Annotated in this window: 17 protein-coding genes and 3 pseudogenes; 6 read left to right on the top strand and 14 right to left on the bottom strand. The window is 58.6% G+C overall.

Features of this window, described 5'->3' with window-relative positions; translation table 11 throughout:
- Nucleotides 1-372 precede the first annotated feature (372 nt).
- Together BLP23_RS15560 and BLP23_RS15550 are read left to right on the top strand one after the other, a co-directional pair.
- Nucleotides 373-1,428 (top strand): Fic family protein, encoded by a 1,056-nt coding sequence (locus tag BLP23_RS15560; protein WP_092585703.1) that lies wholly within the window; start codon nucleotides 373-375, stop codon nucleotides 1,426-1,428.
- Between the two features lie 401 nt (nucleotides 1,429-1,829).
- Nucleotides 1,830-2,372 (top strand): annotated as a pseudogene (locus tag BLP23_RS15550) (Csu type fimbrial protein); the annotation flags it as partial.
- A gap of 119 nt (nucleotides 2,373-2,491) precedes the next feature.
- Here BLP23_RS15550 and BLP23_RS15545 read toward each other — a convergent pair.
- The 3 genes and pseudogenes from BLP23_RS15545 to BLP23_RS15525 form a co-directional block, all read right to left on the bottom strand.
- A complete protein-coding gene (locus tag BLP23_RS15545) occupies nucleotides 2,492-3,100 on the bottom strand; it encodes a hypothetical protein (RefSeq protein ID WP_092585701.1) in 609 nt (202 codons plus the stop codon).
- 1,070 nt (nucleotides 3,101-4,170) lie between these two features.
- Nucleotides 4,171-4,359 carry a hypothetical protein gene (locus BLP23_RS15535; RefSeq protein ID WP_092586097.1) on the bottom strand — a complete coding sequence of 63 codons (189 nt, stop codon included), beginning with the start codon at nucleotides 4,357-4,359 and terminating at the stop codon, nucleotides 4,171-4,173.
- Nucleotides 4,360-4,843: 484 nt separating this feature from the next.
- Nucleotides 4,844-5,071: pseudogene (locus BLP23_RS15525) on the bottom strand (LysR substrate-binding domain-containing protein); the annotation flags it as partial.
- A 21-nt stretch (nucleotides 5,072-5,092) separates the two neighbouring features.
- Between BLP23_RS15525 and BLP23_RS15520 the strand changes: the two are divergent.
- From BLP23_RS15520 to BLP23_RS33705, 4 genes and pseudogenes are all read left to right on the top strand, one after another.
- Complete coding sequence (locus BLP23_RS15520) at nucleotides 5,093-5,329, top strand: helix-turn-helix domain-containing protein (protein WP_407691792.1); 237 nt, start codon at nucleotides 5,093-5,095, stop codon at nucleotides 5,327-5,329.
- Between the two features lie 463 nt (nucleotides 5,330-5,792).
- Nucleotides 5,793-6,059 carry a type II toxin-antitoxin system Phd/YefM family antitoxin gene (locus BLP23_RS15510; RefSeq protein WP_092585698.1) on the top strand — a complete coding sequence of 89 codons (267 nt, stop codon included), beginning with the start codon at nucleotides 5,793-5,795 and terminating at the stop codon, nucleotides 6,057-6,059.
- Nucleotides 6,056-6,476 (top strand): annotated as a pseudogene (locus tag BLP23_RS15505) (PIN domain-containing protein). Before BLP23_RS15510 ends, BLP23_RS15505 begins: the two are co-directional and overlap by 4 nt.
- Nucleotides 6,464-6,610 carry a hypothetical protein gene (locus tag BLP23_RS33705; protein ID WP_167363904.1) on the top strand — a complete coding sequence of 49 codons (147 nt, stop codon included), beginning with the start codon at nucleotides 6,464-6,466 and terminating at the stop codon, nucleotides 6,608-6,610. The pseudogene BLP23_RS15505 and the gene BLP23_RS33705 overlap by 13 nt, the downstream one beginning before the upstream one ends.
- A 218-nt stretch (nucleotides 6,611-6,828) precedes the next feature.
- Here the strand turns inward: BLP23_RS33705 and BLP23_RS15500 are convergent, their stop codons facing one another.
- The 11 genes from BLP23_RS15500 to BLP23_RS15450 all read right to left on the bottom strand — a co-directional run bounded on the left by BLP23_RS15500 (nucleotide 6,829) and on the right by BLP23_RS15450 (nucleotide 24,275).
- Entirely contained in the window at nucleotides 6,829-7,440 is a 612-nt protein-coding gene (locus tag BLP23_RS15500; RefSeq protein ID WP_233426719.1) for a diguanylate cyclase domain-containing protein, read from the bottom strand.
- A 663-nt stretch (nucleotides 7,441-8,103) separates the two neighbouring features.
- The gene (locus BLP23_RS15495; RefSeq protein ID WP_167363903.1) at nucleotides 8,104-9,084 is read right to left on the bottom strand and encodes an alginate O-acetyltransferase AlgX-related protein; all 981 of its coding nucleotides are present in this window, start codon (nucleotides 9,082-9,084) and stop codon (nucleotides 8,104-8,106) included.
- A 182-nt stretch (nucleotides 9,085-9,266) separates the two neighbouring features.
- A complete protein-coding gene (locus BLP23_RS15490; RefSeq protein ID WP_233426718.1) occupies nucleotides 9,267-10,787 on the bottom strand; it encodes an MBOAT family O-acyltransferase in 1,521 nt (506 codons plus the stop codon).
- 139 nt (nucleotides 10,788-10,926) lie between these two features.
- Nucleotides 10,927-12,117, bottom strand: coding sequence for an AGE family epimerase/isomerase (locus BLP23_RS15485; RefSeq protein ID WP_092585695.1), 1,191 nt, complete (start codon nucleotides 12,115-12,117; stop codon nucleotides 10,927-10,929).
- Between the two features lie 15 nt (nucleotides 12,118-12,132).
- Nucleotides 12,133-13,521, bottom strand: coding sequence for a tetratricopeptide repeat protein (locus BLP23_RS15480; protein WP_208603159.1), 1,389 nt, complete (start codon nucleotides 13,519-13,521; stop codon nucleotides 12,133-12,135).
- 118 nt (nucleotides 13,522-13,639) lie between these two features.
- Complete coding sequence (locus BLP23_RS15475) at nucleotides 13,640-15,061, bottom strand: phosphomannomutase (protein ID WP_092585693.1); 1,422 nt, start codon at nucleotides 15,059-15,061, stop codon at nucleotides 13,640-13,642.
- 33 nt (nucleotides 15,062-15,094) lie between these two features.
- Complete coding sequence (locus BLP23_RS15470) at nucleotides 15,095-16,216, bottom strand: alginate lyase family protein (protein ID WP_092585692.1); 1,122 nt, start codon at nucleotides 16,214-16,216, stop codon at nucleotides 15,095-15,097.
- A gap of 57 nt (nucleotides 16,217-16,273) precedes the next feature.
- On the bottom strand, nucleotides 16,274-19,126 hold the full coding sequence (locus BLP23_RS15465) for a tetratricopeptide repeat protein (protein WP_092585691.1): 2,853 nt from the start codon (nucleotides 19,124-19,126) through the stop codon (nucleotides 16,274-16,276).
- A gap of 39 nt (nucleotides 19,127-19,165) precedes the next feature.
- The gene (locus BLP23_RS15460; RefSeq protein ID WP_139187069.1) at nucleotides 19,166-19,828 is read right to left on the bottom strand and encodes an alginate O-acetyltransferase AlgF; all 663 of its coding nucleotides are present in this window, start codon (nucleotides 19,826-19,828) and stop codon (nucleotides 19,166-19,168) included.
- A 17-nt stretch (nucleotides 19,829-19,845) separates the two neighbouring features.
- Entirely contained in the window at nucleotides 19,846-21,261 is a 1,416-nt protein-coding gene (locus BLP23_RS15455) for an alginate O-acetyltransferase AlgX-related protein (RefSeq protein ID WP_092585689.1), read from the bottom strand.
- Nucleotides 21,258-24,275 carry a tetratricopeptide repeat protein gene (locus BLP23_RS15450; RefSeq protein ID WP_167363901.1) on the bottom strand — a complete coding sequence of 1,006 codons (3,018 nt, stop codon included), beginning with the start codon at nucleotides 24,273-24,275 and terminating at the stop codon, nucleotides 21,258-21,260. Before BLP23_RS15450 ends, BLP23_RS15455 begins: the two co-directional genes overlap by 4 nt.
- Between the last annotated feature and the right edge of the window lie 2 nt (nucleotides 24,276-24,277).

Here is a 24,277-nt window from a genome sequence, read left to right as displayed (position 1 = left end):
CGCGTTCGGCTGAATTCTCCGTAACACGATGACCTGCACGATGGGGTCAGAAGAACTTTTGATGGACGGCCTCAATTCTTAAAGAAAGGCATTCAAGAGTGCTTCCCCGTCAAGGCCGACCTGTCGGCGTTGTCGCAGTTCTTAATGTGAGGCTGAAGGCATTTAACTCGGCTGGACAGCGAGATGGCGAAGCGTTGATCGACCGTCGATCGATGAGCAGCCAACACGAGCATTTTTGCGACCACCCAAGGCCGGATTCCCGATGTCCGCTCTGACTTTTTTCCGCCGTTCTTCCTTATTGGATGAAAATGGATGGAAGAATGGAGCCCGTTGTGTCATATCCCATTCGGATGGAAACGGATGGGATAATGGATGACGGTCCTTGATCTCGCGAAATTGCGTATCACGCCTGAGATCCTATCGTTGATCGCCGAGATCGACGAATTCAAAGGTGCGTGGCGAGCGCTCGGTCGTATCGCGCCAGACAGGCTCTCCAGCTTGCGGCGGGTGGCGACGATCGAAAGCATCGGCTCTTCGACCCGTATCGAGGGCGCAAAACTGAGCGACCGCGAAGTCGAAAGGCTGCTCTCGAACCTCCGAATCGGCTCGTTCACCAGCCGAGACGAACAGGAGGTCGCAGGCTATGCCGAGGTGATGGAAATGATCTTCTCCGCCTTCGACGCCATCCCGCTTGACGAAAATCACATACGCCAACTCCATCGCGATCTGCTCGCTCACTCGACCAAGGATGAGCGACATAGGGGAAACTGGAAAACCCTTGCCAACAACGTCGAAGCCTTCGACGAAGATGGACGAAGCCTGGGAACCGTCTTCGCGACGGCGTCCCCCTTCGATACGCCTGGCCGTATGTCGGAGCTAGTGTCCTGGCAACAGGACCAGGAAAGGGATGGGACGTTTCACCCTCTGCTCATCGTCGCTGTCTTCGTGGTGGTCTTTCTGGAAATCCATCCTTTCCAGGACGGCAATGGCCGCCTGTCGCGAGCCTTGACCACTCTGCTGCTACTGCGGGCGGGCTATACCTACGTGCCATACAGCTCTCTCGAAAGCGTTGTCGAGCAGAACAAGGAAGCCTATTACCTCGCGCTTCGTCGAACGCAGGGCACGATCCGGACAGAGCAACAGGACTGGAATCCGTGGGTCGAGTTTTTCCTCCGGAGCCTGCAGCGCCAGAAGCAGCGGCTCGAGCGCAAAATCGAGCGTGAACGCATCCTGCTGGGCGACCTGCCGGAGTTGTCGGTTGCGATCCTCGAACTGGCGCGTGAGCGCGGGCGCGTTACGGTGATGGACGCGGCCAAGGCCACAGGCGCAAGCCGCAACACCGTCAAGGATCATCTTCGGGCGTTGACCGAGCAGGGGCATCTGACCCTTCATGGAGCGGGTCGCGGGACCTGGTACGGCCTGAACTAAAGCCGGAGTGGCCGCCATTGCCACGTCCCTTAGCCGGTTGTTAGCGGCGCTCCATTCGCGGGCTCGATGAGGCATGTCTGACCGGAGAGCGGCTTCGCCTCGATCGTCCTCCCGCAACGGCCATCGGAAACTTTCTGCTCCTGGCGGCGGCGCCGCCATTCCTCGCGCGGCAACAAAGTTCCTTCCGGCCGCCCTCCATTTCATTTCGGCCCGATTGGTGGGGTCCGATCGTCCCCGGTCCTTGCGACAGCCATCGAGGGAGAGAGCGCCCAAAGCTCTGAGCAAGGCCAAGGTGTTGGATCGGCGGAAATGCGGATCAATCTGTCCCGCATTGGTGGTCAGCAATAGTTGAGTTCGCCTTGCCTTGTGGGAATGGACGCCTGCCGCCACGACTGGATTTTACCGTCTACGGGGCGGTATTGGGCAGCCAGCCAGCGGCTACGACTGGAACTAATTTTTCCGGAAGCCACGCTCCTTTCCGATATCGCTACACCACCAACAGCAACTGCAATGCAGCCCAGGGAACTTCGGCCACGACGTCATTCAGCGTCAATGCAAACGTTGCTGCGAACTGTCTTGTCGCCGTGGAGAATATCGACGTCAGCACCAAGCGTATCCTAAACGCCAATGTCGATGCCACCGGCTCCATAACGGCGACCTGCACGCCAGGAACGACCTATACGATCTCCTTGAACGGCGGCACCACGAACTCGGCACCGATGGCGCGCAAGATGTCGAGAGGAGCCGAAACGGTCACCTACGGCCTCTACAAGGATGTAGCTCGCTCGCAGCCGTGGGGAGATGCGACAACACCGGGCAGTACGGTTGCGGGAACCGGATCCGGCGAGGCTCAAGTCTTGACCGTCTATGGCCGCGTGCCTCCGCAGGACACACCCAACCCCGGCACCTACACCGATACCGTAGTTGTCACCCTGACCTATTGACGCGAAAGGCTCGGTGACACCTTTGCGGATCAGACAAGCGATGGGATTCCCGGACGGTCGGAAACGCCGAAGCACCGGGAATCTCGATCAGGATGTTGGAACGGAGAGCGCGCGATCAGCTAGCGCATCGCGACGACCATTTTGCAGAGCTTGACAAGGCTCGCGTCGAATCCACCCGAGCTCAGGACGTCCTTGCAGCGCAATTTTGCCTTGGCTTTATCTGCCGTAGACATCTCGCTTAAGGCCAGGGACGTGCTGCGAGGAATACTGCCCGCCCCCACACCACTCGTGACCGCAGCGCCTTCCGAAAGCGTCCCGAGAGTGGATTGGACAGGAGCATCTTCCGAAACTCCAACCCTTGCTGCTGCGGTGGCCAGGCGCGAGCCTCCGATGCTCGCATCGACATCAGCGTTGACGCCGTTCGATCCGCCGATGCTGGCGGTTGTGCTGACGTCGAGGGCGGGTCTGCGACGGCTCACGGATGTGCTGCTGTTGATCCCGTTGGAGCCCCCAACCGATGCGTCCACTCCGAGGCCGCCCCTCGAACTGCGGCCTACACTGGCGTTAACTCCATTGGCGCCTCCGACAGAGGCGTTCAGACCACTGCTGCTGCCGTTGACGCCAATTCCGTTCTTGCCGCCGATGTCCAATGCGTTTGCGTGAAGCGGCGCGATGAGAGCCGTGCAGCCGATGGCCAAGACGGCAAGGGTCGACTTGTAGTCGCTCATTTCAACCTCCTGACTTATCTCCTGCCGAAGCCAATGCCCGGCAATGAAAACCAATGGAAGCGCGCGTTTCCTGTTGATGAAAGGCGAGATCCCAGGGCGGGGCACTGCCTTTCACTACAGTCGCAGATAGAGCGAGATCCGAAATTACAAAACGATTCCAGCAGTTAACCGCATCTGGTCCTCGGAAATGCTGAAGCGTCTGTGAACGATAAAGGTAAGATTTGATCTTTCGCGCCCCGGCCATCAGTGCCCCGTACCGGTCGGCGATCCCCATTTTCGTCAGACCGAAGTGGATGGTGGTGCCGCGAGGAATCTTCTGATTGTTCTTGATGTCCAGGAATTCGACTTTTGCCCCGGTGGGTGCCGGAGTGCGTTCTTCGTTCGATTGAGCATGAGCCGAAGCCTCGGCGGCGATTAATTGAATGACACTGACTGCAGCAAATTGTTCTCATCTTTGCACTTCTGGAATTCGACCTCCCATTGCGGTCAGGGTCGTGCAGGGGGCTTCTTCTGTTTCTTGGATGGGCTACTGTCCGCCGCTACGACCCTGATGCTGACCACGTCCGACAACGCTTGCGGGTCGTGAGGCGTGTGATTGATGTCCGCTCATAGGAGAACGGCCCTCGACAGAACATGGACATCACCGGCCGAAATCGCACGCCTTTTGCTGATGCGACGCGTGCCGAGACCCCTTCCCTGAGGCTACGAACCGTGCGATTCAGGGTGCTCGTGCAATCATTCCAGATCTCGATAGTGTCGTCGCTTCGGAAGGAGGAACCTGCCTACACCGGCAAGTCCGATCCTGCCGCTTCACCTTCGACCATGTCTGCTTGCCGGAGTAGCCATCGTCGAGCGGGCCGGACCGGAGATACTCCAAATGCTGCGGGGCCATATAGGACGAGGCGCGATTCAGCAACGCAATCGACGAGATCACGGCCATGCCAATCAGTGGCGTCTTCAAAATTGCAGTCAATTTGAGAATCCGCTCGCTCGGATTCTAACCTTTTAAATGCCAAACCTGGCCGAAACAGCCGCATTCTCACGTTTAACTGCCAGGCGACAAGGGTCCCCTACGCCCATCCGACATGAGCCTCTTTGACAAGCTTCAAAAACAGATTCAACCAAAACCGATACTCGGGTCCGTCTCGACTGCCGGACGCCTCGAACGCGCAATACGCAACTGACGTCGTCGGGTCTTTGCCGTGTTTGTCGATCGCAGCTTCAATGGCCTCTTCATCGGTTAGGACCTCCCATCCCATAACAACGCTATCATGATTTTCCACACCGACCACCCTCAAGTACATTTGGGAAAGATACGATTTGGGCGGTCCTGTGTCGCACCTCGGCGCGCCCCGCTTTGCACTAATGCAGCTCGTTTCGCGGGGCCAAAAGCAGCTGCACGGCCTGTTCTGCGACGATTTCCAATCCGTGAGGTCACACTCGCCTATCCGTTCTTGAATGGCAGTGAGCATCCAGCCGGCAGCTACGACGTCGTCCTCGGCTTTATAGGCGTTAAAGCGTTCGAGGCAGGCAATGATTCGATGGCGGGCCGAGCCGCTTTCAAGTTCAATCGTGGCCACCATGCGCTGCGCCTCGTGATAGGCCTCTGCGATCCGGCGCCGATCTTCAGCATTGCTGTTGGTGATGACCCCCAAGGTAAAGACCAAGGTTTCCAAAAGCGCTGAGGCTTCGTCCTGCATCTCTAAGTCCTTCATGATGTGGCACCTATATCGGAACTGCGGTCCGGTTCGGCAGGTCCTGAACCCATTCCGGCGCAAAGCCGATGCCAAGGCCCGCGGAGACCAGCGATACCAGCGAATAGGTATCATCGCAGCTATAGGCGATGTTGCGGGTCAGATCGTATTCGTCGAACTTCTCGTTGAAGTACCGCTCGGTATAGGAGAGGTTCTGGCGATTGAAGGCGATGATCTTTTCGGAGCGTAGGTCGTCGATACCGATCTCCGCCTGTTCCCCTTAAGCAAGGTGGGTAACGTGGCGAAGACTCTCGGCACGGAAAGGCACAGAGCGCTCATAGCGCTCCTGATCGAGAAGCGGGAGGCATCGGGCCTCACGCAGACGGAACTCGCCGACAAACTTGGTGAGTATCAATCGTTTGTGGCGCGTTTGGAAAGTGGCCAGCGCCGAGTGGATGTCATTGAGTTCCTCGAGTTGTCGAGAATACTGGACTTCGATCCTTATGACGCGCTGCGCCGGCTTTCCCAAGAATAGACTGCCGAAACGGTGCCCTGTGGTTGCGCGAGACTGGCATTAATTCGGCGAATAGCACTGCCAAGGCAGCATTCTTTGCGTTCAATACGTTCGTTCAGGCGATGGGAACGATATGACCGAACCGTCGTCTCGTGGATTTCAATATTTTGGTCATGCAACGAAGGTTGAGGCCGTGAAGGAGGTTCGCAAATCATTCTGAAGAAGGTCCAACAAGAGGTCTGAGCCGAACGGCGATGAAAGAACACCAGAAATATAGGCTGAATAGATATTCCATCTAGCCCTCAGGCTCTCTTGACTATGTTGTATCGCTCGACGGACTGCCTCTGTCGTCGTGGCGCTTCCATGAAGAACCTGGCCCATAGCGCATCCTTTGATGCGGAAGACAAGGAGACCCTATCAAAGCCTGGGATCAAACATCTAGATCAGACCGTCGCATATAGTCAAAATAGTCAGGAGCTGAGTAATGCAACCATCAACGCACAATGACAAGAGCTGGACGGTCGCCAGCGCCAAAGCAAATCTTTCGGAGGTTATCGAGCGAGCACAATCCGTGCCCCAGACGATCACCCGAAACGGAAAACCGAGCGTCGTCGTTGTTTCGGTGGAGGATTGGCAAAGGAAAACGGCGCGCAAAGGTTCGCTCGCCGAGTTCCTGATGGACTCGCCACTGCGCGGCACCGATCTGGACCTCGAGCGTCAACGTGATGAACCGCGTGATTTGCCGCTGTGAGACTGCTGCTTGACACCAATGTCTTCTCCGAGGTGACGAAGCCGCGTCCCGATACACGCGTCCTGGAATGGCTCGATGGGCTTGACGAAGATCGCGCCTTCATCAGTCTTGTATCGATCGCGGAAATTCGCCGCGGTGTTGCCTTGATGGATAGTGGGCGAAAACGCGACGCGCTGGCGGAATGGCTTGCCACGGATCTTCCGCAACGTTTCGAGCAGCGGGTCATTCCGGTAGAGGAGCCTGTCGCCCTGGCGTGGCGACCTGACGGCACTTGCGAAGCGCAGCGATCGTGGGCTCGCCTCGATGGACGGTTTGATCGCTGCTACGGCAATGGCACACAATCTTACCCTCGCTACGCGCAATACCAGGGATTTTGAAGGTTTCGGAATCGAGATCGTCGATCCATGGAGCAGCTAACGAGCGCGACATTATCGCCCGTCGTCGGAACGGATGCCTGCGTGCTCTCCTACAGCCTGCTGAAAAACCAAGCCGGCATTCTGCTGATCGGCGCCAAATTAAACTCCTCTACGCCGTTCTCCATCATCCGGTGAGCGGCGCTGGATCATCTTTGGGCTTCAATCGACGGTCGGGATCTCGCTAGCATCGCCGGTGTCAACGACCGGGCGCTTGCACATGTGTTCTCCAAAAAAAGCTTGAGCGGTCAATATCTTGACTGCCGACAAGCATGATACACACCGCGGTGCACGTCGGCTGAAAATCGACTGAATCTCAGGAAAGCGGCAAAAGCGCGCCCTTCTGCCATCCGGTGTCAAGCCGCCGGCAATTTCGCAATCGCGATCGGCTCGCCATCATCAGTTCCGCTATCAAACGCCATCTCGCCGGCAAGCTGTCTGATTCGGTTGAAATCCTCAGCCCCCTCGAAGAGGGCGCCTCCGAGCTTGAGCTGAAGGTCGAGTGGCGCCTCCTCGGATTCGAAGGCAGCCTGTGAGACGCGCCTGCGGATACGTGCGCCGATGTCTTGAGCGTTTTCGGGGCTGGCGCCGGGCAGGAAAATGCCGAGTTCGTTTGAGGCGAGCCGGGCGACGAGGTCGCCGCTTCTGACCGAGGTCCTGATGATTTCGGCGAGCGACAGCATCACCGTGTCGGCCCATTGCGGGCCATAGCGGCGGCTGATCGCGTCGAGCGTCTCGACGACCACGGCGATCATGATTCCGCCGGCGTCGGTTGCGATTTTCCGGCGGCGCTCGGCATAGTTCTGCATCGCGGTCGCAAAGGCGGTGGCGGTGAGTGCGTTCGTCACCGGATCATGCCGGGCCGTATGGTCAATATTCGTGTGCAGCGCCGCAAGTTCTGCGTTTCGGAGCTGCAGCGCGAGGAGCAGCGGAAATGCAACAACAAGCGAAACGACGATGATGCTCACGAATCCGGCTAAAAATGGTTTCTCCGGGAGGAGAATGTTTAAGACAAGTAAAAGACCAACGGATCCTGCAAGGCAGCACACCGCGCCAATCGCAGCAAGCAGCAAGGCCGATTTTACTGTGGTGGGGGAGTAACGATTGATAAAACTCATGGCCGTGAAATACTCGCTGCGAAAGAGCCCAAAGCTAGCCCATAGCGCAACAAGTCCCGGTAAAAAAATCCCGTAAAATTGTTGCTTTAGACGCGGAACTCATCGGCTTTCTCCGCTGTGAGGTGCTGCGGGCAGTTGGTACGAAGATGGCTTCATGTGGCTTGCCTGGGCAACATCGCTACCGCGAGCAACGATGTGTTCTTTCGGCGGGGACATCGATGGTAAAAAAGGTGGGCTGAAATCCTGACAACGCTCAACCGGAGCGGCGATAAAGGTAGTCATGATCCCAACTGTGCTTTGACACCCTGTTCACGTGTCTCAACGCGGACGTTCCCTAACGTCATCCAAGGGGCACAACAGGTGCTCCTTCCGTCGCCTTGATGGGGATCGAACCGCGGATAAGAAAGCCAGGCGATCGATCCAAAACTTTGCATTTGTCGCCACCTGGCAGAGTAATATTGCAACTCGTACTTTCACGGCAAAGTCAATATCGACCATTCAACCACATCCGCTTCAGTACGCCACCTCATCGAAATAGCGAAGTGGCATTTCCCATATGACATATTTGAGTTGCTTCTGCTCGTGGAGCTTCTCTTTGAGGAAGGTCTCCATCGGGGCGAACGGCCCCTTACCCTCCTCAGCGAAATTGATGACGTCGACTCTCGCCTCCGCCTTTAACTGGGCTTCGAAGCTCCATTTGGCGTTGGCGCTGTAGCTGGAGCCCACCATCGCCACCTCCGGCCCCTCATTCTCGTCAGATAGCAGGTCGTCGAGGCTGGCATCCGCGCTCATGGCGGCAAGCGACCTGAGAGCATCGCCGGGCATTGGAACGAAAGGCTCAAAGATCGAGAACTTGGCAAACTTGTAGAGGTCACCCATATGCACGATCTCTTCTTCTGGCTTCAAAGTAAATTCCTTGTGCTTCAGGTCTGGATGATGTGCTAGCACCTGAGCGACGGAACCGGCGGCCACACCAGCGCCCTGCACAGTCCAGTGAGTGTCGGACTTCAGGAAGACCGGCTTTTGTTCACGAGCCTGTAGGAACGCCTCCCGCAGATCGGGAACCGGTACACCCATAGTGATCAGCCGGAGCCGTACGTTTTCATAAAAGTGCTCACGTGACGACGGCACGGCAACATCGCCGAGCTTATCGCGATAAATGTCAGCCTTTTCCGGAATCAAAAGTAGAATAGGCTCGATACCGGCCTCCCTCAGCGTGGAAAGCGTGTCCTCTACGAAATTCAGATGCTTCTCTAGCATGCTCAAGGATTTGCGATTCCAGCTGAATTCCTCATCGCTGAAGAACCAGCCGTCGCTCCCCTTGATCAGCCCTTTGCGCGCTTCGCCAAAGATCTTGAAGCTTATGAGGTTCAACAAGCCAGTGGAGAAGTCCCGAATCGGGAACACGTCTTTGTATATCCTCTCGACCGCCAATGCTTCACGGCCCTGGATGACGTCTGCGAGCGAACGCTTCGACTGCCGATGATCCGCCATCTCCTTGCTGTTCCAGAAGTGGCCGAGAACGGCAACGCCGCAGGCAAACAGGATGAAAATCGACAGAGCCGGTAGATAAGCCAGCTTCGCATTCAGCCTACGCCCGTCTTTTTTTGACGTCAGAGCATCTATTTCGCCGGAAGCGACGACCTCAGTGAACTCGTCCATACCTGGCACACTCCTTAGAACTGAAAATAGAGGAAAGGTGTATCGCTATCGGCCACTAGCTTGACGATCGCAGCCAAGCCGAGAACGGTCGCGGTAACCCCCAGAACGGGGTTGACATGCGGATAATCGATCCCTCCGACGTACACCAGTTCCTTGGTCGTTTTCAGTCCGAAGAACCGGCGCAATTGCGGCTCGCCAAGCGCCGTGAGGACACCGACGACCATCAGCAGAAATCCAAAGTTGGGAAACTCCCAGGCATAGTCGCTGCGCAAGCCAAATCCATTCAGCCCGACCATGCCGGCGAGCATGCTCATCGCTTCGGTCATATTGGCCGCCCGGAAGAAAACCCAGCCGATCACCACGAGCATCATGGTGAAGAGCCAGGAGGAAATGCGAAAGGGCGCATTGGCCGAAACGTTGAAATAGCGCTCCACCGCGAGCCAGAAGCCGTGCCAAGCCCCCCAAACGAGGAAGGTCGTGTTTGCTCCGTGCCACAATCCTCCAAGAACCATGGTGGCCGCCAAGTTAAAATAGGTACGCCCAACGCCTTTCCGATTGCCGCCCAGCGAAATGTAGAGGTAGTCGCGTAGCCAGCTCGAGAGAGAAATATGCCAGCGGCGCCAGAAATCCGTGATGTTGACCGATCTGTAGGGCGCGTCGAAGTTCTCGATAAAATGGAAGCCTACCATCATGCCGAGTCCGATCGCCATGGACGAATAGCCGGAGAAATCGAAATAGAGCTGGAGCGTGTATGCTATCGCGCCGAGCCAGCTCTCCGCCATGGTCGGATTGGGGATCGAAAAGGCCGCGTCGGCGACCGGAGCGATCGAGTCGGCGATGAGCACCTTTTTCGCAAGTCCCGTCAGGAAGCGCATTGCACCGTAGTTGAACTTCGTCCAGTTGTGCTCACGGCCATAGAATTGCTCGGCAAGATCGGAAAAGCGCAGCACCGGACCGGCGATCTGATGCGGAAAAAAGGCGATGAACGCCGCATAATCAACGAAGGTCCGCGACGGTTCGAGATCGCGCCGATAGACGTCGACGACGTAGCTGATGTTGTGGAAGATATAAAAGGAGATGCCGATCGGCAGGATGACGTGCGGCAAGGACCAGCTGTAGGGCACGCCCTGATTGAACAAATAAGCACTGCTATCGGCGAAGAAGTTGAAATATTTGAAATAGAAGAGCAGCGCGAGATCGCCGACGACGGTCGCGACGAGGAACAGTTTTCGCCTTTGCGGCGTTCCTGCCCCGTGGACCGCCAGCGCCGCGCAATAGTTGAACGCCGTTGTGGCCAGCATCAGCAGAGAAAGATCCACCCGCCACCAGGCATAGAAGCAGTAGGAGCCGATCAGGATGAAATAGGACCTGTATCGGGCCGGGCAGGCGTAATAGAGCGCGAGGAACAGCGGCAGATAGACGAAAATGAAGATGACCGACGAAAAGACCATGTCCGAAAGTCCTAGTCCTGGCGCGAACTCGGGCGGCAGCCCGCGCGGCTCGATGCGTCCCGCGACGACGAGTAAACCGCGCATCCGCGCAAAGCTGCGCCCTCATGGTCGGAAGCAAGATCAGTGGCCAAGTTGATGTCCTCATTCGTGATTGCAGACCGGCGGCGAATCATGCCGCTCGGGGCGTCGGGTCGAAACAGACCGGCAAAAAAATGGGCGGAATTCACTGCAACAGTTTCAGGGTGTCGTCGACTTCGTAGATCGAGCAAAGGATGTGGTAGAAACTGCTGGCAGGCGCAGGCTCGTTAACAAACTGCCCGCTCAGGGGGAGCTTATCGTACCAGAGCCCCGGAATGTCTGTGGCGAGGAACTTGCGTAACGCCGTCCCGGCCTTCACCGCCTGGCGCAGATAATAGGTCCGCTGCTCGCCACGACTGATCTGGGCCAGGAGGGCGGAGGCCTTCAGCCATTCGGTCTGCGGCCAGAGCCTTGCGACAGGGTCAGAAATCGAAAAATCGTCATACAGCCCCATGAAGGCCACCTGCCGCTCGTCGCAGACACCGTGTTCGACGCCGATTTCGAAGAGCCGCTCGGCGACCGCAATTGCCTTCGGGACGTTGCGCGCAATCCCCCAGCGTGCCAGGAGCCATGCCCATTCGAATTGATGACCGGGCTCGACGATTCGTCCCTTGTCGCCGGGAAACGGTGACCAGTCGCGGTCGAAGAACTCCCTGAGCGCACCGGTCTCCTGATCGATGAACCGCGTCATCGCAAGATTGGCGATCTCATCGGCCAACGCAGCCCAGGGTATAGGATCAGCAGCCATCGTCTCCCAGGCGAGGCAGGCCTCGAAGAGATGCATGTGCGGATTGGAGCACAGCGGCAGCTTGACCGGGCGGCCTTCCTCGAACCCCGCCTCCGGATGGGCATAGTCCGCCTTCAGCGTGGCGAGCAGGACGCGCGCCTTTTCTTCCATCGCGTCCTTCTGTTCGGGGACGGACAGGGCCAACTGGGAAAAAGCGAAGAGGGCGAAGGCCTGATTATAGAGGTCGAAGCTCTCGTCGATCATCTCCCCCGAAGGCGACGCGACACTGCCGAAGAACGCATCGTCCCTGCGATAGACGCGCTCAAACCACAAAAATCCGTGCTGGATCAGTTCGCGCCAGTCAACAAGTACGTTGCGCGCGCCGGCCGCGGCAAAGCAATAGATCTGCCGCGGATGCACCCGAGCCCTCCGATTGTCCTCCAAGCAAGGCGTGCCATCCAACCCGACCCGTTCGAAGAAACCTCCGGCCTGCCGGTCGTAGCCGACCTCGAACCAGAGCGGCAGCGCATTGCCGTACAGCCAGTCGCGCAAGAGAGAGACCTCGTCCGAAAAGGCGGCCAAGGCGCGTGAATACTCAGCGTCCAACATTCGCCAATACTCCCGTTACGTCTTGGATTTGAGGTAGGTCAGGGCGAAGAGGTCACCTTGCCCGGCTGCCATGTTGAGATATTGCAGCGCCATCTGCTTGGATTGCGGGTTGCCACCGTTCTCGTAGAGATCGACACCGAGTTCGTATTGCGACTTGGCGTCGCCCGCGTCGGCGGCCCGCTGCAGCCACATGCGGCTCTCTTCGCGATTAGCAGCCTTGAACCCACCGATGCGATAAAGCGAGCTTAGCGATCGGGCGGCCTCGACGTTGCCTTTCTGCGCCGCCTTGAGGACACCGTCGAACAGGATATCCGCGGCCTCCTGACCGGCTTCCGCCCGCATCAGCTGCGAGATCATCAGGTCCAAGGCCTCAGGCTTGCCCTTGGAATAGGCCTTGACGAGGAGGCTGTTGATCTCGCTCGGCTCGCCGCGCGTGCTGATGTAGATGGCGGCCAGTTCATAGGACGCATTGGGATCGTTATTACGCGCCGCTGCCGTCAGCGGTTCGAGGATCTTCGCCCGGTCCGCATTGGTCTTGGCACTGCGATAGGCTTCCAGCACTTGTTCTCGCGACAGGACGTTGACGCCTGCGGTCGTAGCAACGCTGATCAGGTAGGAGCCATCACGCCCGCCCAAGGTGGTGCGATAGATGCGCGCAGCCAGCTGGCCAGCGCCCTGCTTGTCGAGCTTACGCGCCAGTTCGAGCCAGGCGTGACCGAGCTTCGGGTTGGGGCCACCCTCGAGGCCGAGATAGTAAACCCGCGCCTGGCGCAGGGCACGATCGGCCTTCGACGTCTTGTCCGCCCGATAATAGTAATCGGAGGCAAGCGCGACATTGCCGGACTTCTCAGCGCGCTCGGCCAGTTCACGGAATGCCTTGGTAGCACCCGCGGCCGCAGCTTCGTCGAGCCAAGCGTCCGCGGTGCGGAATTCCCCGCCCCCGATCTCGCCGCTGTCAAGCAATTGCGCCAGGAGCAGCCGCGTGTTTGCGTCGGACTTGTCCGCTGTCAGCGGCAGATAGACCGAATGGGCGATCATGGGGACGTTTGCCGGACGATAGACCCCGTCGAGATGTCCCTTGACGAGGCGGCGGCCGGAGCTGGCATCGCCGGCAAGTGCAGCGCGCTCGAAAGCGGCATAGGCCTCCTGGCTCTTGCCGCGATTGCGCACCAGATTGGCATAGGCGCGGTTGTAGCGGACTACGTCTTCCTGTGCCTTCGCATGCTGCGCGGCAAAGGCCAGCAACTGTTCCGGATCACGGCGCGACTTGAAGCCCGCCTTCTCGTAACCGATCTGGGCCTTGGCGTCGTCATAAGCAAACTTAGGCGAACTCGTGCACGCGGCCGCTGAGATCGCCATGGTTCCCACCACAAGCGCCTTACTCAAACTCATCATCTTCTTCATTGTCAGTCCACCCTTACCCCTCAAATGCATCCAACGGCGGCCCTAACCGATCACGTCGGCAGGTCCAAACCACCACCAAGGCCGCGTCAGGCCGGCCTTATCCCTTGTTCAGCACCGATCAGGCGGCGTCGAAGCCGCGCAACAATCCCAACCCTGTATCAAGCACCTGCGCCGTCTCCTCGGGGCTGCCGGCCTCGACGTAGCAGCGCATCTCCGGAGCATTCCCGGACGGCCTGAAATGGACGATCCTGCCGTTGCTCAAAGTCACCCGCAGTCCGTCGAGCTCGCTGATCCCGGACACCTGTCCCAGCGGGGCAGTGAAGCGTTCAAGATTAGCGTCATCGGCGCGCAGCCAAGCCATCAATGCGGCACTCCGCTCGGTCGCAAAATTCTCCAACCGATCGGCAGCTGTGAACGGCAGACCGAGATCCAGTTTCAGCTTGGACAGCGCCCGGCCGGTCGCCGCCGCCGTGGCGAGCACGGCCAGAATGGGCAGGAACGCGTCACGCGTTGCCAAAGGCTCGAACAAGCCTGATGCCACCGGAAAGGAGGAACCGGTCAGCGTCCCGCCGTTGGCTTCGAAACCAACGACGCCTTGGTGTGCCTTCAACGATTCTTGCATTCCGGCAATCACGAAGGGGGAACCTACCTTGGTACGGACGACATGACTGCCAAGGGCTTCTATGCCCGAGTTGGAGGTGATCGGCGTGACGATCGCATCGGCGCCGAGAAAGCGGGCCGCGATTAGGCCGCATATATCTCCGTTGATCGGCGTGCCGGTCTCGTCGGCGATCAGGGGCCGGTCACCATCGCCATCGGTCGATACGATTGCGTCGAGGCGAAGCTCGGTGGCCCACTGTTGCAACGCTGCAATGGTTTGAGCGGAGACGGCTTCCGTATCGACTGGAATAAAGACTTCGGATCGGCCTAGATCGAACACCTCGGCCCCGTAATAGTTCAGGATCTCGCTTAGCATGTCGCGGGCAACCGTCGAATGCTGGTAGACGCCGATCCGCATACCGGAAAGGGCACTTTGCGGCAGCAAGGTCTTGTTACGGTCCATGAACAGCGACACGGCATCCGCCGCCCCGTCGGTTTCCTTTGCCGAATCCGTCGCGACAGGCAGCTCCAAATCGACCAGTTCCTGGGCGATCGCGGAAATTCCCTGCTCGTGATTTTTGTCAATTTCTCCATCAGGCAGGTAGAATTTGATGCCATTGCGATCGGCCGGAATGTGTGAGCCGGTGATCATCATCGCCGCAGCGCCTGTGCGGATCCCGTAAAAGGCAAGCGCGGGAGTAGGCAGATTGCCGCAATCGACTGGCTGCAGGCCCTGTGCAGCAAGGGCCAATTTGACGTTGGCGGCGATCTCCGGACTGGAGTCGCGGAAATCATAGCCGACCAGAACGCGATCGCCCGGTTTTGCGATCCGGTTCCGCAACAGAAAGGTTGCAAACGCTGCCGAATACACGAAGGAGGGCTTCCCCTTCAAGTCCACAGATAGCCCGCGCAATCCACTCGTACCAAATTTCAGGCTCAAACCAGCCTCCTTGAAGCAAAACGCAATTAAGTGTCAGTCTCGTTCCGATACGTTGTAGAGAACGCTGACGCGTCCTCCGAGATTCGAGGAGAACAACGCCCCTTCGAACAGCTTCCCGTAAACCTTTCTGTCCTCTGGATAATAATGCAGGTAGGCATCCAGCCAGGCGATGCGATCGGGACGGATCAGGCCGTTCTTGTCGCGCGGCAGATTGACCTGCGGTTCTCCCGCCAGCATCTCCATCTTCGACGGGTCGTTGATTGAACCCAAGGCGAAGTGCGCCAGTCTCTCCAGGCCGTTGTCGCATTGCGACAGCGCATCGTATCCGTTGGCCTGCAGAAGCGACGCCATCATCACAAGAGGCCCCGCGGCATGAAGGTGGTAGTCGCGCGCCTTCTTCTTGCGCATGAGTTCGAGAGGCAGCGCGCCGTCGGCCGTCACCTGACAAACGCCCAGCTTGTAGCTCTCGAAACCGAAATCCAGGAAGTCCTTGCGCCCGATCGCAACTCCGACCGCGGTCACGGCAAACCCGCCCCAGTAGCGATGATTCTGTTTGTTAGAGTTGCGCTCGCCCGATTCCGTATAGACGGGGATCGTCCGGTCGGCGAGACTGCCAAGCCACTTCTCGATGGCACCGGTATCGAACTCGAGCAGCGCCGCAGCAGGGCGAACTTGAACATAGGCCAGGGCGGCGCCGGCCAAAATTCGCGTCGTGCTCAGATAGCTCTGGCGCGTCTTCAAATCCGAAAGCGCATCGGCCCGCGCCCAACTGTCCAGCGCCTTCAGGGCACAGCTTGCCGCATCCAGCCGGTTACCATCTGTCTCGGTATAGTTGCTCGCATACTTTGTAACGAATGCAGCGAACTGGCGCGTCTGGGATATCGCCTTGTCGTAACGTTCCTTGTGTTGCGGATCGATCGTCGAGTGGCTCTCGTCGTCATCCTCATAGATGCTGGAAAGACTGAGCGAGATCACCGGTGCCGGCGGGCTGACCGTGCAGGTCTTCTTGCCATTGTTCTTCGCGATATGCCTCGCCAGCTCGAAGGGCACCGTCAATGTGGCGCCCTGAACGGCCTGCGTTGTGCCCACCACGATAAAGGCACTCGCCAAGAGGCTAAATCTCGAAAGCTCGACCATTGCATGTACTCGGTTCATTTCGTTGCGTCGTCTCGCTTCCAGCCTCGATCTTCACGACCGAGGCTGGAACGCTCTTCATTGCGCCGTGGACAGGGCCTTGTATTTGCTGTCCCAATAAGCAGCCTTGCCAGCATCGGGATCCAGTCCGACAACGCCGACCTTGTAAGCGACGGCCAACTCGCGGGCAGCCTTGGAGTTGCCGGCGTCCGCCGACCTGGTCAGCCAGTCGAATGCCTTGGTGGTATCCTTTGCCGCGCCGTTGCCGAAGAAATAGGCTTGGTAGAGGCGATACATGGCATATGGCTCTCCGGCCCCAGCCGAAACTGTCAACCAACGAATGGCCATGGCATCATCCCGCCTCCCCAACTTGCCGTCGATATTGAGGCGCGCGATCTTCAGCAGATACTTGCCTGGAGCGCTGATGTCCGGCCCGAGGAAAATCAGAAGCTCGTTCACTTCGGCCGGCGTCGATGCGATGCGTTCGTCGGCAATCTCGCTGATCAGCTTGTTAGCCGCATCCTTGTCGCCGGAGGCATAGAGCGTAAGCAGCTGTTCCTTGGCCTTTTCGGTGGAGGAAGCGGTCCACATGCCCTGCAGATGGCCTTCGGCCAAGTCACGTAGGACCGAGATGCGTCCGAGCGCATAGGAACGCAGGAAGAAGCCTTCTGCCTTGGCGCGGTTGTCCACGCCGTCCACGCCATCGCGGAAGGCTGCGCCGACCGCGTACAAGTCGTCGGCATCCTGATCGGACATACTCTCGGCCAACGACAGCCAGTAGCGTGCCAAGGTCTTTGCCTGAGGATCAGGCAACGTCGAATAGACACGAGCCACGTTAACGATGGCATCGACCGAGCACGCCTCGCCCGCGGCGGTCATTTTTGCCAGATCCTGTAGCGCGTTCGGGTCGCCAGGATCGACGAGCGAGATCTTCGCCTTGAAGTCACCGGCATCGGCCGCCTTCTGCAGCCATGCGCGCCCGGCTGCAGAGTCCTGTGCCAAGTCCGCCAGAAGGATCTTGCCATATTCCCGCATGCCTCGCGGATCGCCGATTTCGGCGAGTTTCTTGTAGATGTCGTTGAGCGTCGTCGGCGTCGCTTGCCCGGCTCGCTGCAAGAGTTGGGCTTTCAGCATGAGCGCATCCGGATCACCTGACTCGATCACCGGATCTAGGGAGGCGATCTGGACGAGCTTGTCGCTGAGCTTGGTCGCGACGTCGAAGCGGTTGCTGATGATCGACAACTGCGCCAGGCGCTGCTGCTCCTTGTCCTGCAGCGAGGAGACGAAAAGGAGCAGGCGTTGCGCAGCTTCCGGATTCTGCTCAAAGCTGTTGGTGCCGGTCTCCCAGCGAGCGACGACATAGCCGATTGCATCTGGGCTGCCCTTGAAGGCCGCCTGCTGGAGATAAACGCGACCCTTGGCGCGGTCAGCCTCGTCCGCCTTGGTCAGCATGTTCAGGCCTGTGACATAGATCGAATAGACCGACCCGAAGATCGCCGCCTTGTGGCGCCAGTCGTTTGCCAATTCCACTGAGATCGGCGCGCCCTGTCCGCAGGCGAACATGCCGGCGAGTTTCGCCGCACCGTCAGAATTCCCGGCCGCGGCAGCTTCGCTGAAGAACTGCATGGCTTTATTCAGGTAGTTGGGATCCTTCCTGCCCATCTCCAGGTAGATCTTGCCGATCTCGTCGCTGGCATCGGAGGAGCCAGCCGCGGCCGCGGCCTGCAGGATCTTCAGCGCCTTCTCGATGTCGTCCTTTGAGGCACCACTGCTCGCAAGAAACTCGCCATATTGCACAGGCACATCTTCCGAACGGTCCGGGGCTTGCATGGCGCGCTCGAAATAGGTTTTCGCCTTCGCGTCGTTGCGGTCACCGCCGAATTCGCCCGAATAGATTCGAGCCAACCACTCGTCTGCCGGGCGAAGCCCGGCCTCGGCGGCCGCGCCTAAATACTTCACAGCCAGCGTGAGGTCCTGCGGCACCGAGATGCCGGTCGCATAAGCCTTGCCGAGGCTGAACTGGGCCGACGACATTCCACCTTCGGCGGCTTGCTTGAGATAGCTCACCGACTTCTGGATGTCGATCTGGTCGATCTGGTTCGAGCGGTAAAGTTCGGCCAGGTTCTGCGCCGTTTTCGGATCACCGGTCTTAGCAAAGGCTTCCAGCCACTTGAGCGCGGTTTCGACCTCCTTGCTGACGAGGTTGCCGCGCAGATAGAGAAAGCCGATCTGGTTCAGGGCCGAGCAATCGCCCTGCTTGACCTGCGCCACGAGCCCGAGAAGGGCGTTGGTCACCGCACTCTTCTTCTGATCGTCCGCAGCCTGCGGGTCGAGAGTGATGATGCGCGCATATTCGATCATCCCCTGCGGGTCGGATGCCAGCGCCGACTTTTCTAGGTAGAAGCGCGACTTGCTCAGATCACGCATCTCGCTCGGGCCATCGTCGCCATAGAGCTGGCCCAGCACGAAAGCCGCACGGGTGCTGCCCGAACCATAGGCATCGAGTAGATAGGACTCTGCTTCCCGAACTTCGTCGACAGTTGAGCCGTTCTCCATCAGCACGCGTGCAAGCGGAATGAGGAAGATGTCGCGGCGAGCCGGATATTTCTTCAGGCCGGCGCGCAAGAGTTCTTCGGCCACGGCAGGCGACTTCTGCACCCGCTCGCTGCCCCGACTGTATTCGAGGGCAAGAGCAACGACATCCTGCGATGGCAGGTTGATGTCGCTGATGGGCCCCTTCGTCCAATCACGGTCGAGCTTCACGCGCGCCGCCTGGTTGGTTACAGGCTTGCACACAGCCTTGTAATCGAGATTCGGAGGGTCGAGCGGAATTGCCGGATTGTCGGCTCGGACTGCGGTCGCAAACCCGGCCGAAGCGGCCACGACCGCGACGGCAGCGACTAAAGACTGATGAAAATGAAATTTGCGCACTCTACTCGTCCCCACTCTCGTGCCCCATCTGTTTCGAAATTATCGGTCGATGCCCGTCGCTGCCAGGAAACCGGCCGGACCGTTCGGCGTCTCAACGACGACGACGTTCTGTCTGTCCTTAGCGGTCAGAGAAACCTTCTCTAGCTCGGTGACCTTCCTGTCCCCCTCAGAGACTGCCAAGCCGATGTCGATGACCGGCAGCTCCTTGGATGCCATGGCGGCCGGCGCAAGATCCTTGAACAGCACCTTGCTGTCGCCGTTGAGGAGCAGCGACAGGTTGGCCGGCTTTGTCGAGAAATTGTAGAAGCTCAAAGCTGACTTGGAGGGATTTTCGACCTCCTTGTCGGAAATAACCACGATGCCTTTTTGCCCGGCGCCGTCCGCGCCGACCGCCACGGTGTAGAATTTGCCGGGCTCAAGCTTAGCCTCGGTGGAGCTTGAATCATCGGAAATCTTATAGGAGCCGTTTGCGATCAGCCGGTAATTCGACAGTGCGACAGGATCGACGTCGAACTTCTGACCCGAGAAGTCGAGGCTCACGCCGTTCTTCAACTTCACATTGAGGAAGCGAACGAGGCTTTTGTCGGCCGGTATCGGCGCATCGTAGAGGCCGGCGTCGTTTGCCAGCACGTGCGTCGAGAGGGTGCCCACGTAGGCTCCCAAGACGATTGCAATACGGCTTGCTTGGATTTTGCGTTTCATGATCTCATCACCATTCTTCAATTGGACGTTGCCGCATTCTGGAAAATGCGTTCTGGGTAACGGCACAGTTTCACCGAGCCCGCCGATTTTGCCGCTCCCTCAATCTCGAGGCGAACATGGACAGGTGCATTCCGCGTCCCCCCGGGGAGCGCCTGATAAAGCTTGGCAAGTCCGCTCACGCGCGACGGATTTTCGAAGGAAACCTTCTTGGCGGGACCATTGGCGTAGCTAAAGCTCGACTGGAACCCGGTCAGTGCTTTGTTGGCAAACGTGTAGGCGAGGTAATGATCAGATGCCTTGCCAACCAACGCAGGCAGATCAAGATCAACCGTATCGGTCTCATCAAACGTCTTCTCGGCGAGCTTTAATTTTCCGTCGCAATCACCAACAATTGCAGGAACGATCGTCTCGTCAACATACTCCACACTTCGCAGCACAGACTGGAGATCCGAGTATTCCCACACCAGTATTTCAGGCTTCTTGGCCAACCCATTGGCGTTCTGTGTCCAGCCGTAAATCGACTGTGTCAGACCACCGCCAGCAATCGAGAAGCCAGATACATCGTGCTTCAGGGCCTCCCGAAGGAAGCCGTTGAAGTTGAAATCCATCCGCTCATCCGTAAAGGACGTGCCGACGACATGGACGAGCTCTCGGCCCGGCGTGTCACCCTCGGTCAGCAGCGCATCCAAGTTATCGACGTTGCGCTTGGTCGAATAGCCGGTGACGCTTTCAGGAGGGATCTTCTCTTGGCAAATCTCATTGAGCGCTTTGCCCATATTGAAGCGTATCGGAGCGGCCTTACCAGTCAGTTCGGTCTTAAACTCAACGGTGTCGGTAATGTCGCCAGCTAGGCCACGGATCTTCTCCGCCAGAGCCTTGGCGACAACTTGCGCACCCTCCGGCGTCCAGTGAATGTCCCGCTTCAGATAATATGTACTCCAGTCGAAATCCGGTTTGGTGTCTTTGATTTTGGTAATGTCGACTGCATCGATCCCGACGTCGCGCAAAGACTGAACCATCGCTCGGAACTGCTCGGCGGAGAACGCCGGATCGTAGAACATGTCAGAAAATATGCCGCCGTTGGGGATAAACTGCGCACCGCCAACGCCACGGGGCAGCATCGGCACCAAAATGAGGTGAATACCTCGATGACGCAGGGCGTCGTTCACGTCCGTGAATGCATCCAGCGTTTCCGCAGACAGCTCATACATGTTCTCCATGTCGCCTTCGCGGAAGAACCAGCCGCCATAACCTTGATACATCTTTACTGCTATCGAAGTCTGAGGAGACTTTTCCTCGAGCCCCTCGCACTTGTAGAGTATTTCACCGGCCGACGCGGAAGCCGCGGAAAGAGCGCACGTAAGAGCTGCCATGCCGACTATGGAAAAGACGCTCAATAAACGCGCCGCGCTGAAGGAGTTGGCTTGCATCATTTCGAAACTCCTGCACGGGCTTCCTTGACGTAGGAGTTTTTCAGGCGCCGCGCGAACTGGCTGCCCAACTCCTCGGCGTGGTCGAGTAGGGCAAAGATCTCATCCTTGTTGGCGTCCTTGTCGCGGCCGTAGAGCAGAACGGCTTTGCGCAAAATCATGTCTGGAACTTCGACCGCAACGAGCGCGTTGAGCCAACGTTCGGCCTTAGGGTTCTGGTTGGTCGGGTTCTTGATGAAATAGTAGTAGTAGAGCTGAATCATCGCGTCGGTGTTACCGAGCTCGGCAGCTTTCTCCAGCCAGGCAACGCCCTTTTGCTCGTTCTGCCCGGCACCCGCACCGGCAAGATAACTCCGGCCCATCTCCGTCATCGCGGTGACGGACCCGTTGAGCGCGGCTTTGATGTAATAGGCGAAGGCTCGCGATTCATAGACGCGCGAGCTCGGTCCCTTGGAATAGTTGCGCGCCAGCGCCAATGCGCTACGGTTGGACCCCATGAAGGCCAGATCACGATAGAGCGCTTCGGCCCGATCGCGATCCATCTCCACATCCTGGCCGAAATAGTAATTTGTCGCGATAGTGTTTAGGGCTTCCTCATTGCCCAGTTCAGCCGCCTGCTTGGTCAGTTGGTCGGCCTTGGCGAAGTCCTTGAGCCTGTATTGGCCGTTCAGATACTGCCGGGCAAGGAACATACGCAGATTGCCGTTGGTCGGCAGATGCGGCAGTGCGCTTTCGACCGTGTCGATCAGATAGCGGAAGCTCTCGTCACCGACCACCTTGGGATTGACGTTGACGGCGACGCGCGTGAGCGGCCCGCCTTGTCCACGTTCGGCAAGGATGTTGCACCAGCCGACCACCTTGCGGAAGTTTAACGCTTGGCTTGACGGCCATTTCTGGCGGAGCTTGAACGCTGCGATGATCGCATTGACGTCACCCCTGTCGGCAAGTTGTGCCAGCTGAACCAGAATCGGTTCAGCAAAATCTTCGCTAAGGCCATCCTCCTGCGTTAGTTGCTGAACGAAGTCGAGTAGCGTGGCATCGTCGCCCTTGAAGGACACGACGACATCTTTCATTTGTCGATGCGCTTCCGCCGCATCCAGTTTGCCGGCCGCCCGCCTGACTTGGACCAAGAGAAAGCGGCCAGTGGGCACCTCCAACATTTCCGGCGTGTCCAGCAGGACCTCGGCCTTTTCGAACTGCTTGAGCGCAAAATCGATCTTAGCGAGCTGCACATTGCTTTCCGGCGTCAGGATGCGCGGATCGAAACTCGCGTAGACATCGGCAAGACGTTTGAGCTTGTCGGCGCTGCCGGTCGAAAGCGCGAGTTCGGCGGCATCCGGGCCGGCGGAAAAATAGCCTTGCGACAGCGCATTCAGAAGCAGAGTGAACCCGGCTTCCGGATCGGCTTCGAACTGCGGCGCCCCCTTGGCCAGCAGCACGCCATATTCCTTCATCGCCCATAGATTATGCCGGTCCGCCAGCTCGCGGACCTCGGCATAATAGGGCGAATAGTTCAGCGTAACTTCGAGATCTTGCCGGACCAGCTTGGCAAGCGCTTCGCGCAGCTTGAGCTGCATCTCGGGCGAATCCGCATACTGCTGTTTCAATTGCTCGTAGATCGACTGGGCCCGGGCCGGTTCTTCCTTGACCAGGCGCCCCTCGCGAAAGATCTCACCGAGGATGAGGCCTGCCGAAAGGTCACCCGCGTCATAGGCGTTCGACAGTTCGGCGACGAGCTCCTCCGGCGGGATGGGCATCGCCGCCCGTGTCACATAGTAGCCGGCCTTCTCGGCGCTGACGACTATGCGGGCCAGACGACCGATGACCGACGATCTTCCGCCCTTCCAGATGTCCAGGTAGATCGGCAGGGCGTATTTTGCGATCAGGCTGTCCGGCAGGTTAATGCGGGCGAAGCGGTCGGCTACGACGAGACGCTCCTGTCCCGCCTCGGCAGCGCCGTCCAGCATCCGGTCCATAGCAGCGGTGGCGCGGGCCAGATCTTTCTCGACGTAGATGCCCTGGTAGTAGAGTTTGGCGATCAGGTAATTGGCTCGGTAGCTTCTGGCCTCGTCGAGCATCGACACGGCCCACTTGGAATCCGCCTCGTCGAAGCCGTAGACGTTCTCATCAACCAAGTCGAACGCGATAAGCTCGGCTGCGCGGCTCGAGCCGCCGTCGACGAGCTCCCAGATCAGATGACGCAGTTCGTCTTTGCCGAGGATGGAAAACAGCACATCCCGGTTCTTCTCGATGATCCCGGCGGCGCTGTCGCTGCCGTAACCGGCGGCCAGCTCCAGCAACGACTTGAGCACATCGGGGTGCTCTTGCGCATCGAAGGAGGAGGCATAGCGTCCAGCGAGGCGGATAACCGCGCTGTCGCTGTCGAGTGCCGATAAGTTGGCCATCAGCACAATCTGGCTGCGCAGCGTATCGGCTTCGGCGGAGTTCTGACGATTGAGAAGCAGAAGCAGCTCGAAAGCCGCATCGAGCGAGCCCTTTGACATCTTGTCGCGTAGGGCCGCTTCGCTGTCTGTGGCAAGATCCTGTTCTTGTCCACCGACGCCGGACGGAGCCAGAATGGCAGGTTCGGCAGGGTGCAACGCGGCGCGCAGAGCTTGCGCTTCTTCTTCGTTTGCCGCACCGCCCTTGCGCAGCAGCAGTTCGGCAAGCCCCGCCGTCACCTTGGCATTGACTTTAGCATCGTCGGCCGCCAACAGGCTGCGATAGACGGCGATGGCCGCGTCGATGTCGGCAACCCTCAGGGGGTTGTGATCGTTGGCGATCCGGCCGCGCGCCAGCAGTCGGGCATAGTCTAGGAGCGCGCCCGCCTCCGTCGATGTCCTGTAGTCGGCGAGTATCTTCTGCTCGGCCTGATAGGCCTTCTTCGCCTCGGCCGCCAACTGTCGCGGCATTTCAGAAGCCGTCGTAGCCGGCGCCACGCCAAAGATCACCACCGAAGACGCCAATACGGTGAGCAGCGTCGCAGAGAGGCGTGATTTTCTCGTTGCGAGATTCATCC

This window comes from Rhizobium mongolense subsp. loessense (genome assembly GCF_900099775.1).
GTDB classification, from domain to species: domain Bacteria; phylum Pseudomonadota; class Alphaproteobacteria; order Rhizobiales; family Rhizobiaceae; genus Rhizobium; species Rhizobium loessense.
This window is presented reverse-complemented; position numbering and strand designations above follow the sequence as displayed.

Coding starts and splice junctions, on each gene's coding strand:
- BLP23_RS15560 (WP_092585703.1), top strand. CDS start 373: ATGACGGTCCTTGATCTCGCGAAATTGCGTATCACGCCTGAGATCCTA.
- BLP23_RS15545 (WP_092585701.1), bottom strand. CDS start 3,100: ATGAGCGACTACAAGTCGACCCTTGCCGTCTTGGCCATCGGCTGCACG.
- BLP23_RS15535 (WP_092586097.1), bottom strand. CDS start 4,359: ATGGGATGGGAGGTCCTAACCGATGAAGAGGCCATTGAAGCTGCGATC.
- BLP23_RS15510 (WP_092585698.1), top strand. CDS start 5,793: ATGCAACCATCAACGCACAATGACAAGAGCTGGACGGTCGCCAGCGCC.
- BLP23_RS33705 (WP_167363904.1), top strand. CDS start 6,464: ATGGAGCAGCTAACGAGCGCGACATTATCGCCCGTCGTCGGAACGGAT.
- BLP23_RS15495 (WP_167363903.1), bottom strand. CDS start 9,084: ATGGCGGATCATCGGCAGTCGAAGCGTTCGCTCGCAGACGTCATCCAG.
- BLP23_RS15490 (WP_233426718.1), bottom strand. CDS start 10,787: ATGCGCGGTTTACTCGTCGTCGCGGGACGCATCGAGCCGCGCGGGCTG.
- BLP23_RS15485 (WP_092585695.1), bottom strand. CDS start 12,117: ATGTTGGACGCTGAGTATTCACGCGCCTTGGCCGCCTTTTCGGACGAG.
- BLP23_RS15480 (WP_208603159.1), bottom strand. CDS start 13,521: ATGAAGAAGATGATGAGTTTGAGTAAGGCGCTTGTGGTGGGAACCATG.
- BLP23_RS15470 (WP_092585692.1), bottom strand. CDS start 16,216: ATGAACCGAGTACATGCAATGGTCGAGCTTTCGAGATTTAGCCTCTTG.
- BLP23_RS15460 (WP_139187069.1), bottom strand. CDS start 19,828: ATGAAACGCAAAATCCAAGCAAGCCGTATTGCAATCGTCTTGGGAGCC.
- BLP23_RS15455 (WP_092585689.1), bottom strand. CDS start 21,261: ATGATGCAAGCCAACTCCTTCAGCGCGGCGCGTTTATTGAGCGTCTTT.
- BLP23_RS15450 (WP_167363901.1), bottom strand. CDS start 24,275: ATGAATCTCGCAACGAGAAAATCACGCCTCTCTGCGACGCTGCTCACC.